Origin of the sequence: Micromonospora eburnea (assembly GCF_900090225.1) — a bacterium.
Taxonomy (GTDB): Bacteria; Actinomycetota; Actinomycetes; order Mycobacteriales; family Micromonosporaceae; genus Micromonospora; species Micromonospora eburnea.
On record NZ_FMHY01000002.1, the window covers coordinates 4,151,053 to 4,166,031 of the forward strand.

Below are 14,979 nucleotides of genomic sequence, written 5' to 3' on the forward strand. Positions count from 1 at the left end.
GATTCGTCCTTTCGTCCGTGCGAGCGCGCCCGCATGGGTCAGCGGGTCGCGACGAGGGTGTCGAAGTCGGGGAACGTGGCGGCGATCTGGCTGCCGGTGAAGTTGCCGACCCAGCCGTCCTCCTCGTGGAAGAAGCGGATCGCCACCCAGTCGGGGCGGGTGCCCATGTCGAACCAGTGCCGGGTGTCGGCGGGCACACTGAGCAGGTCGCCCGCCTCGCACAGCACCGCGTACACGTGGCCCTCGATGTGCAGGTAGAAGGCGCCGGCGCCGCGGGCGAAGTAGCGGTCCTCGGCGTCGTCGTGGGTGTGCTCGGCGAGGAACTTCCGCCGGGCCTGCGCCGCCCGCTCCGGGTCGACGGTCGGGTTCATCGAGAGGGCGTCGACCAGCACGTACCCCTCGGTGTCGACCACCCGCGCCACCTGTTCCGCGTACGCGGCCAGGACCTGCTCGGAGGTCGGCTCGGCGGGCAGCCCCTCGACCACCGGCCAGCGCTCGAACCGGACGCCGAGCTGCCCCAGCTCGGCGGCGATCTTCTCGCCGTCCTCGGTGCGCCGCAGCGGCGTGCCGGGCTCGTCGTCGGCCCACACGGTCAGCAGTGTCATCACAGCTCCTTCGTCGGATCGTCGTTGGTCGTGGCGAGGGCGAACCGGAGCAGCCACTCCAGGCATTCGAGCCGGTGCCGGGCCTGGCGCAGGTCCGCGCCCCACACGTAGACGCCGTGCCGGGCCACGATCAGCGCCGGAACGTCGGAGCGGAACCCGCGTTCGAAGGCGTCGCCGAGCGCCCCCATGTCCTGCCCGTTGGCGATCACCGGGATGGTGACCGGGTCGTCGTGCGCGCCACGGCCGACGCCCTTGAGCATCTCCAGACCGGACAGGCGTACCCCGTCCGGCCAGCGCTCGGCGGCGAGCACCGGTGCCAGCGCGTGCACGTGCACCACCGCCCCGGCGCCGGCGACCGCCGCGATCCGGGCGTGCAGGCCCGCCTCCGCCGACGGCACCCCGGCCGAGACCGGCTCGCCGTACGCGTCGACCATGACCACGTCCGTCGCGGTCAGCTCGCCCTTGTCCACCCCGCTCGCGGTGACGGCCAGCCGCAGCGGGTCCCGGTCCAGGACCACCGACAGGTTGCCGGAGGTGCCGGGCATCCAGCCCAGCCCCGCGTACCGGGCGGCCTCGGCGGCGAGTTCCCGGCCGGCGGCGAGCAGCGCGGCCGGCACGAACGCCAGGTCGTCGAACGAGGCGACGGTCCGGGCCGCTCCGAAGTCCGCCGCGTGGTAGGGCTCCCCCGGCCGGGCCACGCCGACGGTGCGCCAGCCGGCCGCCGCCGCGGCGGCCGACTCCTCCGGTACGTCGGTGAGGAACACCGCCCGCGCCGGGTCGACGTCCAGCGCCGCCGTGATGGCCCGGTACGACGACTCGTCCCGCTTCGGCCCGGCGGTGACGGTGTCGAAGTGTCCGCTGAACAGCCCGGTCACGTCGCCGTCAGTGGTCCGGGAGAACGCGGCGAGCTGAGCGGTGACCGAACCGGAGGAGAAGACGGCGAGCCGTAGCCCGGCCGCGTGCCAGGCCCGCAGCGCGGGCGCCACGTCGGCGAAGAACTCGGTGACCAGCTCACCGGTCGCGTAGCCGCGCTGCCAGATCAGGCCCTGGAGGGTCTTCAGCGGGGCGATCTTCTCGTCCGCGTCCATCCAACCGTGCAGCACCCGCAGCACGTCCCCGGTGCCCGCGTCCGGCGCCAGCCCGGCCAACGACCGGACCCGCGCGACCACCTCGGCGACGGCCGGCGAGTCGGCGTGTTCGTCGAGCCACGGACCGAGGCGGGGCCGGGCGTAGTCGTACAGCACGGAGTGCACCTGTTTGGTGGGGGTGAGCGTGCCCTCGATGTCGAGCAGCACCAGGTCCACGCCGACGGTCACGGCCCCTCCTCGTGGTAGGCGGCGAGCGCGGCCGGGTCGAACGGGCCACGGTCGGTGACCACCGTGGTGACGTACCGCGGTGGGGTGACGTCGAACGCGGGATAGTGGCCACGGATCCTGGGATCCACCACGCCGACCGCGGAGAGCACCTCGGTGCCCGCGCGGTACTCGATCGGCACGTCGGCGGCGGTCGGGGCGAGCGGGTCGGGCGCGTGGACCATCGCGAGGTACGGCACCCGGTGGGCGTGTGCGGCGATCGCGAGCCCCAGGGTGCCGACCTTGTTCACCACGTGGCCGTCCATGGTGACCCGGTCGGCGGCGGTGACCAGCGCGTCGATCCGGCCCGAGGCGAGCACGGCGGCACCCATGTTGTCGGTGATCACCGTCGTCTCGACGCCCATCTCGGCGAGGGTGTGCGCGGTCAGCCGGGCGCCCTGCTGGTACGGGCGGGTCTCGGTGCAGTGGAAGGTCAGGGTCTTGCCCATCTCCTGCGCCGCGGTGACGAGCCCGACCAGGTAGAGGTCGGCCCAGCAGTGGGTGAGCACGGCGGCGGCGTCCGGCAGCAGCTTCGCGGTGTGCTCGCCGAGTTCCCGGCTGCGCGCCCGGTAGCGCCGGTCACCCGCCCGCGCCGCGGCCAGCACGGACCCGACCAGGTCGGTGCCGTCGGCCCCGGCCAGCACCGACCGCACCGCCTCGCGCTGGTGGTTGTTGGTGGGCCGGGTCGCGATGATCCGCTCCCCCGCCCAGCGCAGGTGGGCCAGCGGGTCGGGGCGGTCGACGGCCTCCCGGGCGGCGAGCACCATCGCCCACAGTGCGGCGAAGTACGGGCCGGACGACTGGGTCACCATCGCCTCGATCGCCCGGGCCACGTCCTCGACCGTCGCGCACCGCACCCACTCCTGCCGGGCCGGGAAGACCCGCCGGTCCAGGATGTGCACGCCGTCGTCGGCCAGCCGTACGCTGTCGGCCAGGATCGGGGTGGCCATCAGCCCGCTCCCGACCGGGCCGGCTGCCGGACGGCGTTCTCCCCGCCGGCCACGCCCCGGACCGTCAGGTACGGCGGGCTCGCCGGTGCCTCGCCGGGCGGGCCCTCCAGGACGACCTCGTCGCCGTCGCGGTGCACCTCCCGGAACCCGCCCATCCGGTAGGTCACGTACATCATCCGGTTGCGGTCGTTGGACACGAAGTCCGCCTGCAACCGGACGCCGGCCTCGGCCGCGAGCCGCTGGATCTCGTTCAGCAGCACCGTGCCGACCCCGCGCGACATCACCCGGCACGACATCAGCAGCAGCTTGAGCCGCCACACCGTCGGGCCGAGCTCGACCAGGGCCAGGCCGATCTTGCCGTACGAGCCGAACCGGTCGGTCAGCTCGGCCAGCAGCAGCAGGTGGTCGTCCGCGCGCTGCAACGCTTCGAGCTCGGTGTAGGAGTACGTCCGGCCGGTGGTGTTGAGCTGGTGGGTCCGGACGGTCAGCTCCTCCGCCCGCCGCAGGTCCTCGGTGGTGGCCGGGGCGATGGTGAACACCATCCCCAGGGTGGCCAGGAACTCCTCGGAGGTGCCGGTGAACTCGGCGGCGGCGTCGTCCCGGTCAATGTCGGCCCGGTACATCTGCCGCCGCTGCCGGGACTCCCCGGTCACGAAGCGCGGGTGGAAGGCCGGCAGCGCCGGCAGTCCGGCGGCCTCGGTGGCGTCGAAGCAGCGTACGGTCGGGTGCCGGGAGTTGACCTCCTCGCGTTCGAAGACCTGGTCGTCGACGAAGACGAGCGCGTCCGGGTTGAGGTTGAGTCGCCGCGCGATCGCCGCCACGGACTCCGCCTTGGAGCCCCAGTTGATCTGCGGATGCAGGAACAGGTCGCCGATGCCCAGCTCGTCCAGCTTGGCGCGGGCGGTCGCCGGGTCGTTGCGGCTGGCGATCGAGTGCAGGATGCCCCGCTCGTCGAGGGCGCGGATCGCGTCGAGCACCTCCGTACGCGGGCGGACCTGCGGATCTTCGAGCAGCACCCCGTCCCAGAGGGTGTTGTCGAGGTCCCAGATCACGCACTTCACCGGCCGGCTGTCGGCAGCTGTGTCCACCGGCTCACCTCCCCACCGACATCAGGGCTTCGGGCAGCTCGGCCAGCCGGTGCCGGTCCTGGCGGACCAGGTCGGCGATGACGACCTCCTGGATCTGGGTGCTGCCCTCGATGATTTCCATGACCTTCGCGTCCCGGTAGTAGCGCGCGGCCGGGTGCCCGTCGACGCAGCCGGCGGCGCCGTGGATCTGCACCGTCTCCCGGGCGGCCCGGTTGGCGGCGGCGGCCGCGAAGTACTTGGCCGTCCAGGTGGCCAGCGGGGCGGCCAGGTCGTTGCGCTCGCGCAGCGCGCCGGCCTGGCGGCAGAGCAGCCGGGCGGCGGACACGTCGGCGGCCATCCCGCTGAGCAGGCGGCGGATCAGTTGGTGGTCCCGGATCAGGGCACCGCCCTGCCACCGACGGTCGGTGTGGTCCAGCGACGCGTCCAGGCAGGCCTGCGCGATACCGACGCAGCCGGACGCCACGCTGTAGCGGCCGAACTCCAGCGCGGTCGTCACCACCGTCATGAAGCCACGGCCGACCGGGCCGAGCACCGCGCTGGACGGCACCCGGCAGTCGTCGAGGCGTACCTCGCCCATCAGCCCGCCCCGGGTGCCGAGCACCCCGTCGATGGGCACGACCCGCAGGCCCGGGGTGTCCCGCGGCACCAGGAAGGCGGTGATGCCGTCCCCGGTGCGGGCGAACACCAGCAGCACGTCCGCGGCCAGCGCCATGCTGATCCAGCGCTTGACGCCGGTCAGCCGGTAGCCGCCCGGCACCGGCTCGGCCGAGGTCAGCAGCGTGCTCGGGTCGCTGCCGGCGGACTCCTCGCTCAGCGCGAACGCGCCGAGCGCCTCGCCCCGGGCCAGCCGGGGCAGCAGGTCGGCCCGCTGGGCGGCGCTGCCCCAGCGTTCGACCGCCCCGGCGACCATCCCGTGCACGGTCAGCAGGGTGCGTACCGACGAGCAGCCACGGCCGACCTCCTCGTGCAGCACGCCGAGCGGTACGGCACCGAGGCCGGCCCCGCCGTGCGCCACGGCCACCCCGGCACCGAGGTGGCCCTCGGCGGCCAGGGCCCGTACCACGTCGGCGGGCACCGCCCCGGACTGGTCGATCTCGGCCGCTCGCGGTGCCACGACCTGGTCGACGAACTCGCGGAACCGGGCGGTGTCCGGGCGCCCGGGTGCGACCGGTGCCAGGGTCTCAGCCGACATGACGCTCGACCAGCTCGGCGATCGCGTTGACGGTACGGAAGTTGTCGCGCTCCAGGTCCTCGTTGTCGAGCTCGATGGCGAACTCCTGCTCGACGAAGAGCACCAGCTGCATGGCGAACAGCGAGTTCACCAGGCCGGTCTCGAAGATGTCGTCGTCGTCGCGCAGGTCGGCGGGGCAGCGGGTGCCGAGGAAGGTCCGGATGCGGGTCTTGTTGTCCGGGCGGATCTTGGTGTCCAACTCAGGCTCCTTGGGTCGCGGGCCGCCGGTCGCCGGTGATCCCGTAGTGGTGGAAGCCCGCCCCGCTCTTGCGGCCGAGCAGGCCGGCGGCGACCATGGTCCGCAGCAGCGGGCAGGGCCGGTACTTCGAGTCGCCGAAGCGTTCGTGGAGCACCTCCAGGCTGTGCAGGATGGTGTCCACGCCGATCAGGTCCGCCGTCTCCAGCGGGCCCATCTCGTGGCCGAAGCACCGTTTGAACAGCTCGTCGATCGCCTCCGCCGAGGCGATTCCCTCGGCCCGGCAGAACGCGGCCTCGTTGATGGTCAGCATCAGGACCCGGTTGGACACGAAGCCCGGCGAGTCGTTCACGGTGATGGCGGTCTTGCCCATCGACGCGAGCAGGGACCGCGCCGCCTCGATCGTGGCGGTGGTGGTGTGCCAGCCGGGGATGAGTTCCACCACCGGCTTCAGCGGCACCGGGTTCATGAAGTGCAGACCGATCACCTGTCCGGGCCGCCCGGTGAGGGCGGCGACGTCGGTGATCGGGAAGCAGGAGGTGTTGACGACGAAGACGCAGCCCGGCTCGCAGATCCGGTCCAGCGCCCGGTACACCGGTTCCTTGGCCGACCACGTCTCGGAGACGTTCTCGATCACCACGCTCGCCGTGGCGAGCTCGTCGAGCTCCTGGGTGAAGGTGATCCGGTCCAGCACCTCGGCCGGCGTGTACGTGCGCAGCTTCGGCGCGACGAGGCGCTGGAACCGGACCGCGCGGCCGATCTCCACCCGCGCCCGGTCCAACGCGTCGGCCGACGTGTCGACCAGGACGACCTTGTGCTCGGCCTGGGCCAGGCTCTGCGCCACGCCCGTCCCGATGGTGCCGGCACCGACCACGCCGATCATGAGTCACTCCTTGGGGTGTCGTTGGTGAAGCGCGCCCAGTCGAGGTCGAGGCCCGCCGTCCACAGCCGACCGAGCGAGGTCAGCAGCCCGGCCGTCTCCGAACGGCCGGCGAACGCCGGGGCCAGGCCCGGCTGGACCCGGGCGAGCCGGGCCCGGTCGCAGGCCGGGTGGTGGCGGGCGGAGGAGGACAGGCCCTCGCCGGGGCCGAGTTCGATCGCCACCGGGTCCACCTCCCGCCACAGGGTGCCAAGGCCGGACATCAGCTCGACCGGGCGGGCCAGGTGCTGGGCCCAGTACGCCGGGTCGGTCGCCTGGGCGTCGGTGAGCCAGCCGCCGGTGATGTTGGAGACGTACGGGATCCGCGGCCCGGCGAGCCGCACGTTGGCGCGTATCCAGGCGGTGAGCCGCGCGCCGAGCGGCTCCATGGTGCGGGTGTGGAAACCGTGGTGGGCGCCGACCCGCTGATAGACGACACCGGCGTCGGTCAGTCGGCGTTCGAGGTCGGCGACCGCGGCCCGGGGGCCACCGAGCACGGTCTGGAAGGGACTGGTCACGGCGGCCACGTCGAGATCGGCGCCGAGCCACGGGCCGATCTCGTCCCGGGTCAGCGCCACGGCCAGCATGCCGCCGGGCGCCAACTCCTCGATCCGCTCGGCCCGCCACCGCACCAGCCGCAGCGCGTCCGGCAGGGACATCACGCCGGCCAGACAGGCGGCGACGTACTCGCCGAGGCTGTAGCCGATCATGGCAGCCGGTTCGACGCCCCAGCTCCGGACCAGCTCGGCCAGCGCGTACTCGAGCACGAAGACGCCCGGCTGGCCGTACCGGGTGGTGGCCAGCGGGCCCTGCGGCACCTGCCGGGGCCGCAGCATCGCCCGCAGGTCGCCCGGCAGCCGCGGGGTCTGTTCCACCGGCCGGACCAGCAGGTCGAGCAGGTCGCAGCCGTCGGCTTCGAGCACGGCGCAGCAGCGGTCGACGGCATCCCGGAACACCGGTTCGGACCGGTACAGCTCGGCGCCCATCCCCGGGTACTGGTCGCCGACCCCGCTGAGCAGGAACGCCACCGGCCGCCGTACCGCCGGCCGAGCGCCCTCCAGGCCTCGGCCCCGGCGCAGCGCGGCCACCACGGACGCGGCGTCGGTGCCGACGACCGCCCCCCGGTACGCGTCGTGCGCCCCGTGCCGCGATTCGCGGGCCAGCTCCGGCAGCGATTCCGGCGCCGCCTCGATCCGCGCGAGCAGCGCCTGCCGGGCCGCGGGCAGCCCCTCGGCGGTGGCGGCCGACCACACCAGCAGTTCCGCCGGGCGGGTGGCCACAGTGGTCAACAGCGACTCAGTCATGGCGGGTCCCTTCCAACACGGCGACGGGCCCGAGGTGCTCCCGGACGAGCCGGAGCACCGCGGCCCGGTCGGAGACGAGGTTGAAGTGGCCGTGTCCGACCACGTCGACGGTGCATCGGCCGGTCGTGAGGTCGCCCCAGCCGGCCAGGCCGTGCTTCGGCACGTAGTGGTCCCCGGTGCCGCTGCACGCGTGGATGTCGCAGCCCAGCGGCGTACGCACCGGCCACCGGTACCGCTCGCAGGCGGCGAAGTCGGCGCGCAGCATCGGCAGCAGCAGCCGCAGCAGCTCCTGATTGGTCCAGACCGAGTCCGGAATGCCGTCGTAGCCGTGGCGTACCTGGGCCAGGAACTCGGCGTCCGGCAGGTGGGCGATGGCCGGCTCGGCGCTGGGCCGGTGCGGGGCGGTCGCCCCGGCCACGAACAGCCGCTCCGGCTCGTGCGGCAACCGGTGGGCGACCTCGTACGCGACGAGCGCGCCCATGCTGTGCCCGAACAGCGCGTACGGCCGGTCGAGCAGTGGCTGCGCCGCCTCGGCCACCCGCGCGGCGATCACGTCGAGGTCGTCGACCGGCGGTTCGCCGTAGCGCGACTCACGGCCGGGCAGGTGCACCAGGCACACCTCGACCGACGGGGCCAGCTCGGCCAGCCAGCGGGCGTAGAAGGACGGCCCCGCCCCGGCCGGCGGTACGCAGAACAGCCTGATCCGGGCCTCCGGCACCACCCGGGGTCGCCTGATCCACGGCGAGGCGGTCATGACGCCACCTTCAGGGCCGGGCCGACGGTCAGCGATTCGAGCACGGTGCAGAGCCGGGCCAGTTCCTCGGCGGAGTTGTAGTAGTGCACGGAGACCCGGAGCAGGCTGCTGATGCCGCGGCGCCGCATGTCGACGCAGGCGGCGTTCGACAGGCACACCCAGGTGTTGATGCCGGCCCGCTGCAACTCCGCCCGGACCAGCTCGGCGGCCTGGCCGTGCACGGTCAGCGCGATGGTGCCGCAGCGTTCCCGGCCACGGTCCTCCACGGTGATTCCCGGGATGCTCGCGAGGTCCACGCGCAGGCCGGCGGCGAGTTCCCGGATCCGGTGCCAGGTGTTCTCGATCCCCCAGGAGAGCGCGTAGTCGACGGCGACGCCGAGGCCGATCCGGGTCGCGCAGTTGGTCTCCCAGGTGTCGAACCGGCGGGCGGCCGGCGCGAACCGGTAGCCGACCCCGTCCCACTCGACGCCGTCGAGCCCGACCGTGCCGGGCGAGAGCTGCTCGGCGAACTCCCGTCTGGCGTACAGGAATCCGGTGCCCCGGGGTCCGCGCAGGAACTTCCGGCCGCAGCCGACCAGCATGTCGCAGCCGATCTGGCGTACGTCGACGGGGAGCTGCCCGATCGACTGGCTGGCGTCCACCAGGTAGGTGATGCCGTGCTCGCGGGCGACCCGGCCGATGGCGGCCACCGGGTAGATCAGGCCGTCGTGCATCGGCACGTGGGTCATGGCGATCAGCTTCACCCGCTCGTCGATGTGGTCCCGCAGCTCCGCGACGTCCACCAGGCCGTCGGCGTCCACCGGCAGGACCTCCAACTGGACGCCGGTACGCCGGGCCAGGTGCAGGAAGGACAGGTAGCTGCTGCCGTACTCCATCGGGCTGATGAGCACCCGGTCGCCGGGCCCCAACGCGATGCTGGACAGCGCCGCGCCCCAGGCCCGGGTGGCGCTCTCGAACATCGCGATCTCGTCGCTGTGGCAGTTGAGCAGGTCGGCGAGGGCGCTGTGCCCGCGTTCGACGGCCACCCGGGCCCGCTCGGCGGCCTCGTAGGGGCCCAGCTCGGACTCCAGCCGCAGGTGACCCATGACCGCGTCGATCACCGGCTTCGGGGCGAGGCTGGCGCCAGCGTTGTTGAGATGGGCGACGTACTTCACTCCGGGCGTGTCCGCCCGCGCCCGTACCAGGTTGATGTTCATCTCAGCTCATCTCGACAGATCGGTACGGTTATCCGGCCAGGTAGCGCAGCGCCAGCGAACCGGCGTCCGCGCGTTCCTCGTTGAGCACCTGCCAGCCGACCTCGGCCAGCTCGGCGAAGGTGCGGCAGCCCCACAGCCGCGTGATCGGCACCTTCATCCGGTTGCGCTTCTCCCACCGCGCCAGCGCCTCCAGGAAGGTCAGCGAATCGCAGCCGACCGCCAGCAGTTCGTCGTCGTCGACCAGGTCGTCGACCCCGACCAGGTCGCCGACGATGCGCATGAGGTGCTCGCACAGCTCGTCCTGGGTCGCCGCGGTCGGCTCGGCGTCGCCCGCCTCGTCGGTCGGCCGGCGTCGCAGCAGCCGGCGTACCCGGTCGACGCGCTCGCCGAGCGGCACCGTCGACACCACGAGCCGGGCGTCCCCGGCGGCGACGATCGAGCCGAGCAGGCCGGTCGCCTGCTCCACGTCCATCGCGGTGGCGGTGGCGGCGGCGGCGCCGAGGCCCGTGGCGGCCTTGTCGAACCGCCACACGTCCCAGTCGACGCTGACCCACGGCGCGCCGTTCGCGCTCCGCCATTCGGCGTACGCGTCGAGGTAGCGGTTGGCCGCCGTGTAGACGCCGAAGGTGATGCCACCGAGGACGGCGCTCAGGCTCGAACAGACCAGGAAGAAGTCCAGCGGCTGGGCGCGGGTGACGCGGTCGAGGACACCGATTCCGGTCGTCTTGGGCCGCAGCAGGTCCTGGGCCTGGTCGACGGAGGTCTCGGCGACGAACGTGAAGCCGCTGCCGCCGCCCTCGATCCCGGCCGCGTGCACCACGCCGTTGACCGGGCCCCAGTGCCGGTTGACCTCCTCGACCACCTGGGCCATCCGCCGCTCGTCGGCGACGTCGGCGCGCAGCGTGAGCACCTCGGCGCCGAGTTCGCGCAGCCGCCGGGCGGCGTCCGCGCCGGGCGGCCGGCCCTGGCGGGACACCAGCGCGATCCGGGTGCCACCGGACGCCGCGAGGTGGGTGGCGATCGCCAGGCCCATCCGGCCCGAGCCGCCGGCGATCAGGTACACCCCGCCCGGCCGGACCGGCGTGGCCACCCCACCCGCGGTGTCCAGCCGCTCGAAGGCCGGGACGTGCCGGTCGACGCCACGGTAGGCGACCTCCGGGGTCTCCGCCGGGCTCGCCAGTTCGGCCAGCAGCCGGGCCGCCACCTCGGCGGCGGGCGTGCCGGCCGCGAAGTCCAGGGCCTGGCAGCGCAGGTCGGGGTGCTCCTGCGGGACGACCTGGCAGAGCCCGAGCAGCGCCGCCGCCGCCGGGTCCACCGCCGTGACGTCCCCGACCGGCTGGGCGTTCTCGGTCACGACCCACAGTTCGGGCGACTGTCCGGCCGCGACCAGCGCCCGGACCAGCGACAGCGTGCCGAGCACGCCGGTGGCGACGGCCACCTCGGCGGGTTCGCCGCCGGAACGCAGCCGTACCACCCGGGTGACCGGGCCGGTCTCCGTGACCACGTGCTCGACCAGGCGGGCCAGGTCGGCCGGGTCCTCCGGCCGGACCCGCACCACGCCGTCGGCGGACACGTCGAACTCGGTGGCCGGCTCCACCGCCACCACGGCCAGTCCGGCCGCGGCGAGTTCCGCCCGGACCGTCGCGGTCGGTTCGGGGTGGTCGCCGAGGACGAGGCAGGTGCCGTCGGTACGCGCCAGGTCGCCGGGATGGTGCGGGCGGGGCAGCCCGGTCCGGGTCCACACCTGCCGGTACAGCCACCGGTCGACCGGTTCCGGCTCCTGCAACGTACGCCCGGCGGCGCCGCCCGGGGTGACCTGCTGGTCGGCGACCGGCACCCACAGCTCCTCGCCCTGCCAGGGGTAGCTGGGCAGGGACAGCCGGCGGTACCGCCGGCCCTGGTAGCGGGCCGCCCAGTCGACGTCCCCGCCGTCGACCCACTCCCCGGCCAGATCGGCCAGTTCCCCGGCGGTGGCGCCGGCCGGGTCGTCGCCGGCCAGCACTCGGACCAGCTCCGCGGTCGACGAGACGACCGCCGCCCAGCGGCGCGGCTGCGGTCGCCGGCCGACCGCCAGCGTGAACGCGAGGTCGGCCAGCGCCACGTCCGGCCGCCCGGTCAGCCAGGCCAGCAGCCGTTCCCGCATCGCGTCCAGCGCGGCCTCGGTGCGGGCCGAGAGCAGCACCGCGTGCTCGGCCGGTGGGTGGGGTTCGACCGGTGCCGGCCGCGGCGGCTGCTCCACGACGAGGTGGACGTTCGTGCCGCCCATGCCGAAGGAGCTGACGCCGGCCCGGCGCGGGCCGTCCGGCCACGGCCGCAGCGAGCGGTTGACGTAGAACGGGGAGTCCGCGAAGTCGATGCCCGGGTTGGGCTCCTCGAAGTCCGGCGCGGGCGGGATCTCGCCGTGCTTGACCGACAGGATCGCCTTGAGCAGCCCCGCCATGCCCGACGCGTAGCCGAGGTGCCCGATGTTCGCCTTCACCGAGTTCAGCGCGCAGAACCCGCGCTCCTGGGTGTGCTGGCGGTAGGCGCGGGTGAGGGCCCGTACCTCGATCGGGTCGCCGACCGCGGTGCCGGTGCCGTGCCCCTCCACCAGGTGGATCGACTCGGCCGGCACGCCGGCGGCGGCGAGCGCGGCGCTGATCGCCGCCGACTGCCCCTCGACCCCGGGCGCGGAGAAGCCGGCCTTGGCCCGGCCGTCGTTGTTGATCCCGCCGCCGAGGATCACGGCGTGGATGTGGTCGCCGCTCGCGATGGCGTCGGAGAGCCGGCGCAGTACGACGACGCCGACGCCGTCGCCCTCGACGTAGCCGGTGCCGCGTTGTTCGTAGGCGCGGGTGTGGCCGTCGGCGGAGAGGATGAACCCGTCCTGCTGTTCGTAGGCGAGGCTGTCGTGGCAGCGGATGTTGACCGCCCCGGCCAGCGCGAGATCGGCCCGGCCGGCGCGTACCGCCTCGGCGGCCAGGTGGACCGCGACCAGCGACGACGAGCAGGCGGTACGCACGCTGAGGCTCTCGCCGGTGAGGCCGAGCTTGTAGGAGATGCGGGTGGAGAGCGTGTCCGGGGCGTTGGACAGCTCGACGAGCAGGCGTTCGGCGGCCGAGTGCGCGTCGAACTCCCGGCCCTCGCGATAGGTGTTCGGCCCGACCGTGGTGTAGACGGCGACCCGCTCGGTGATCCGGTGCACGTCGTAGCCGGCCTCCTCCATCGCCGCCCACGCGTGTTCGAGCAGCACGCGGTGCTGCGGGTCGAGGACCTCGGCCTCCCGTCGGGGGATGCCGAAGAACTCGTAGTCGAAGCGCCGTACGTCGTCGAGCACCCCACGGGCGTGGACCCACCGCCGGCCGCTCTGTTCGTCGTCCACGGTCAGCGGCGTGCCGAAGGTGATCGACTCCCGTCCGGCCCGCAGGTTGGCCCAGAACTCGTCGAGGTCACGCGCCCCGGGCATGGTGGCCGCCATCCCGATGACGGCGATCGGTTCCTGGTTCATCAGCCCCGCACTCCCGCACTCGCGATCGACTCGGCCAGGCTCCGGACGGTGGGGTACTCGTAGAGCGCCGTCACCGACAGCCGGGCACCCAGCTCCTGGTGGATCCGCCGGTTCAACGCCGGCACCGACGCCGACGTACCGCCGAGGTCGAAGTAGTTGTCGTCGATGCCCACCGTGGGCACCTCAAGCAGTTCCGCCCAGAGCGCGGCGATCACCGTCTCCAGTTCGGAGCCCGCCGCCGCGTACCGGCTGCCCAGGTCGAGCCGGGCGGCGTCGGTGTCGGCGCGCAACGCGGCCCGGTCGAGCTTGCCGTGCTGGGTGAGCGGCAGCGCCTCAACCCGGTGGTACTCGGACGGGATCATGTAGTCGGGCAGCCGGGCGGCCAGCCGGCGGCGCAGCTCGGCGACGGTCGGCGCGCCGGCGGCCGGGACGACGTACGCGGCGAGGACCCGGTCGCCGCCCTGCGTCCGGTCGACCACGGCGGCCTGCCGGATCTCCGGGAGTTCCGCCAGCGCCGACTCGACCTCGCCGAGCTCGACCCGGTTGCCCCGGATCTTCACCTGGTCGTCGGTGCGGCCCAGCACCTGGACCAGCCCGCCGGGCAGCATCCGGGCGAGGTCGCCGGAGCGGTACAGCCGGGCGCCGGGCCGGGCGCCGACCGGGTCGGGCACGAACGCGGCGGCGGTGAGGTCCGGCCGGTTGTGGTAGCCGCGGGCCAGCGCGTCACCGCCGATGTACAGCTCGCCCTGCTCGCCGTCGGGGACCGGACGCAGCCGCTCGTCCAGGATGTGCACCTCGGTGCCGGGCAACGGCCGGCCGACCGGGGGCGGGGACTGCGCCAGGTCGGCCGCCGCGAACTGGTGGCAGCAGGTGAAGACCCCGGCCTCGGTCGGGCCGTACCCGTTGGCGATCCGGGCGCCGAGCGACCCCAGCCCGTGCGCGACGTGGGCGCTCGACAGGACCTCGCCGCCGACCACCACCTGGTGCAGGCCCGCCCCGTCGAGCAGCCCGTCGTCGACGATCCGGTTGAACAGGGTGGGGGTGAGCCACAGCGTGGTGACCCCGGCGTGGCGGACCGTCTCCACGATCAGCTCCGCGGAGACCCGCTGGTCGGGCAGGATCGCCAGCCGGCCGCCGTTGGCCAGGCAGCCGAAGATCTCGAATACCGACGCGTCGAACGACAGTGGGCAGGACTGCAGGAACGTCTGGCCGGCGTCGAACGTGCCATAGATCCCGGACCGGACGATGCGGGCGGCGGCGCGGTGCGGCACGGCGACGCCCTTCGGGGTGCCGGTCGTGCCGGAGGTGTAGATGACGTAGGCGAGGTGGTCCGGGGTGGCGCGCGGCCCGGCCTCGGCCGGCACGGCGTCGGGCCGGGCGTCGACCGGGATCCGGATCCCGTCGAACTCCGGCAGGCCGCCACGGGTCGCGTCGGACTCGACGAGGACCCGCGCTCCGGAGTGGTCGAGCATGAACCGGAGCCGCTCGGCCGGGTGGCCCACCCACAGTGGCAGGTACGCCGCCCCGGCTTCGAGGATGCCCAGGATTCCGACCAGCATGTCGATGGAGCGCGGCACGTGCAGGCCGACCACGACGTCGGGCCCGACGTGCTGGGCGCGCAGGACCGCGGCCAGTCGCCGGGACCGCTCCCGGAGCTGCCCGTAGGTGATCGACCGATCACCGGCAACGGCGGCGATCGCGTCCGGCGCGGCGTCCGCGTGTAGCGCGAACATGTCGTGCAGGCACTGGGTCGAGGCGTCGTTCATCGCGGGTCACTTCCGCCCAAACGTTTGTCCACTTAGATCTCCCACCACTCGGCGTCGCAGCTGTGCCGGCGATCGTCTTCAGCCTGCTCGCCCGGCTGGTCCGACGGCAGAGAAACAGCGACAGGGGTGGA

The 14,979-nt window shown here is 73.6% G+C and carries 12 protein-coding genes; all 12 read right to left on the minus strand.

What is annotated here, in order from left to right:
* Positions 1 to 38 precede the first annotated feature (38 nt).
* Genes GA0070604_RS18455 through GA0070604_RS18510 form a run of 12 tightly spaced genes read right to left on the minus strand, consistent with a single transcriptional unit; the run spans position 39 to position 14,848 of the window.
* Positions 39 to 605, minus strand: a complete 567-nt coding sequence (locus tag GA0070604_RS18455; RefSeq protein WP_091119635.1) for a 1,2-dihydroxy-3-keto-5-methylthiopentene dioxygenase — start codon at positions 603 to 605, stop codon at positions 39 to 41.
* Positions 605 to 1,921 (minus strand): acireductone synthase, encoded by a 1,317-nt coding sequence (mtnC, locus tag GA0070604_RS18460; RefSeq protein WP_091119639.1) that lies wholly within the window; start codon positions 1,919 to 1,921, stop codon positions 605 to 607. Before mtnC ends, GA0070604_RS18455 begins: the two co-directional genes overlap by 1 nt.
* Entirely contained in the window at positions 1,918 to 2,907 is a 990-nt protein-coding gene (locus tag GA0070604_RS18465) for a translation initiation factor eIF-2B alpha/beta/delta subunit family protein (protein ID WP_091119643.1), read from the minus strand. Before GA0070604_RS18465 ends, mtnC begins: the two co-directional genes overlap by 4 nt.
* Positions 2,907 to 3,995 (minus strand): HAD-IIIC family phosphatase, encoded by a 1,089-nt coding sequence (locus tag GA0070604_RS18470; RefSeq protein WP_091119646.1) that lies wholly within the window; start codon positions 3,993 to 3,995, stop codon positions 2,907 to 2,909. Before GA0070604_RS18470 ends, GA0070604_RS18465 begins: the two co-directional genes overlap by 1 nt.
* 4 nt (positions 3,996 to 3,999) lie before the next feature.
* A complete protein-coding gene (locus GA0070604_RS18475; RefSeq protein WP_091119649.1) occupies positions 4,000 to 5,187 on the minus strand; it encodes an acyl-CoA dehydrogenase family protein in 1,188 nt (395 codons plus the stop codon).
* Positions 5,177 to 5,425: a phosphopantetheine-binding protein gene (locus tag GA0070604_RS18480; protein WP_244161981.1), complete on the minus strand. Its 249-nt coding sequence runs from the start codon at positions 5,423 to 5,425 to the stop codon at positions 5,177 to 5,179. The genes GA0070604_RS18475 and GA0070604_RS18480 overlap by 11 nt, the downstream gene beginning before the upstream one ends.
* Position 5,426: 1 nt before the next feature.
* On the minus strand, positions 5,427 to 6,305 hold the full coding sequence (locus GA0070604_RS18485; protein ID WP_091119653.1) for a 3-hydroxyacyl-CoA dehydrogenase family protein: 879 nt from the start codon (positions 6,303 to 6,305) through the stop codon (positions 5,427 to 5,429).
* A complete protein-coding gene (locus GA0070604_RS33960; protein ID WP_091119657.1) occupies positions 6,302 to 7,645 on the minus strand; it encodes an acyltransferase domain-containing protein in 1,344 nt (447 codons plus the stop codon). The genes GA0070604_RS18485 and GA0070604_RS33960 overlap by 4 nt, the downstream gene beginning before the upstream one ends.
* The gene (locus GA0070604_RS18495; protein ID WP_091119661.1) at positions 7,638 to 8,399 is read right to left on the minus strand and encodes a thioesterase II family protein; all 762 of its coding nucleotides are present in this window, start codon (positions 8,397 to 8,399) and stop codon (positions 7,638 to 7,640) included. The genes GA0070604_RS33960 and GA0070604_RS18495 overlap by 8 nt, the downstream gene beginning before the upstream one ends.
* Positions 8,396 to 9,595: an aminotransferase class V-fold PLP-dependent enzyme gene (locus GA0070604_RS18500; protein WP_091119665.1), complete on the minus strand. Its 1,200-nt coding sequence runs from the start codon at positions 9,593 to 9,595 to the stop codon at positions 8,396 to 8,398. Before GA0070604_RS18500 ends, GA0070604_RS18495 begins: the two co-directional genes overlap by 4 nt.
* Before the next feature lie 28 nt (positions 9,596 to 9,623).
* On the minus strand, positions 9,624 to 13,082 hold the full coding sequence (locus tag GA0070604_RS18505; RefSeq protein WP_091119668.1) for a type I polyketide synthase: 3,459 nt from the start codon (positions 13,080 to 13,082) through the stop codon (positions 9,624 to 9,626).
* Positions 13,082 to 14,848 (minus strand): non-ribosomal peptide synthetase, encoded by a 1,767-nt coding sequence (locus tag GA0070604_RS18510; protein ID WP_091119672.1) that lies wholly within the window; start codon positions 14,846 to 14,848, stop codon positions 13,082 to 13,084. The genes GA0070604_RS18505 and GA0070604_RS18510 overlap by 1 nt, the downstream gene beginning before the upstream one ends.
* Between the last annotated feature and the right edge of the window lie 131 nt (positions 14,849 to 14,979).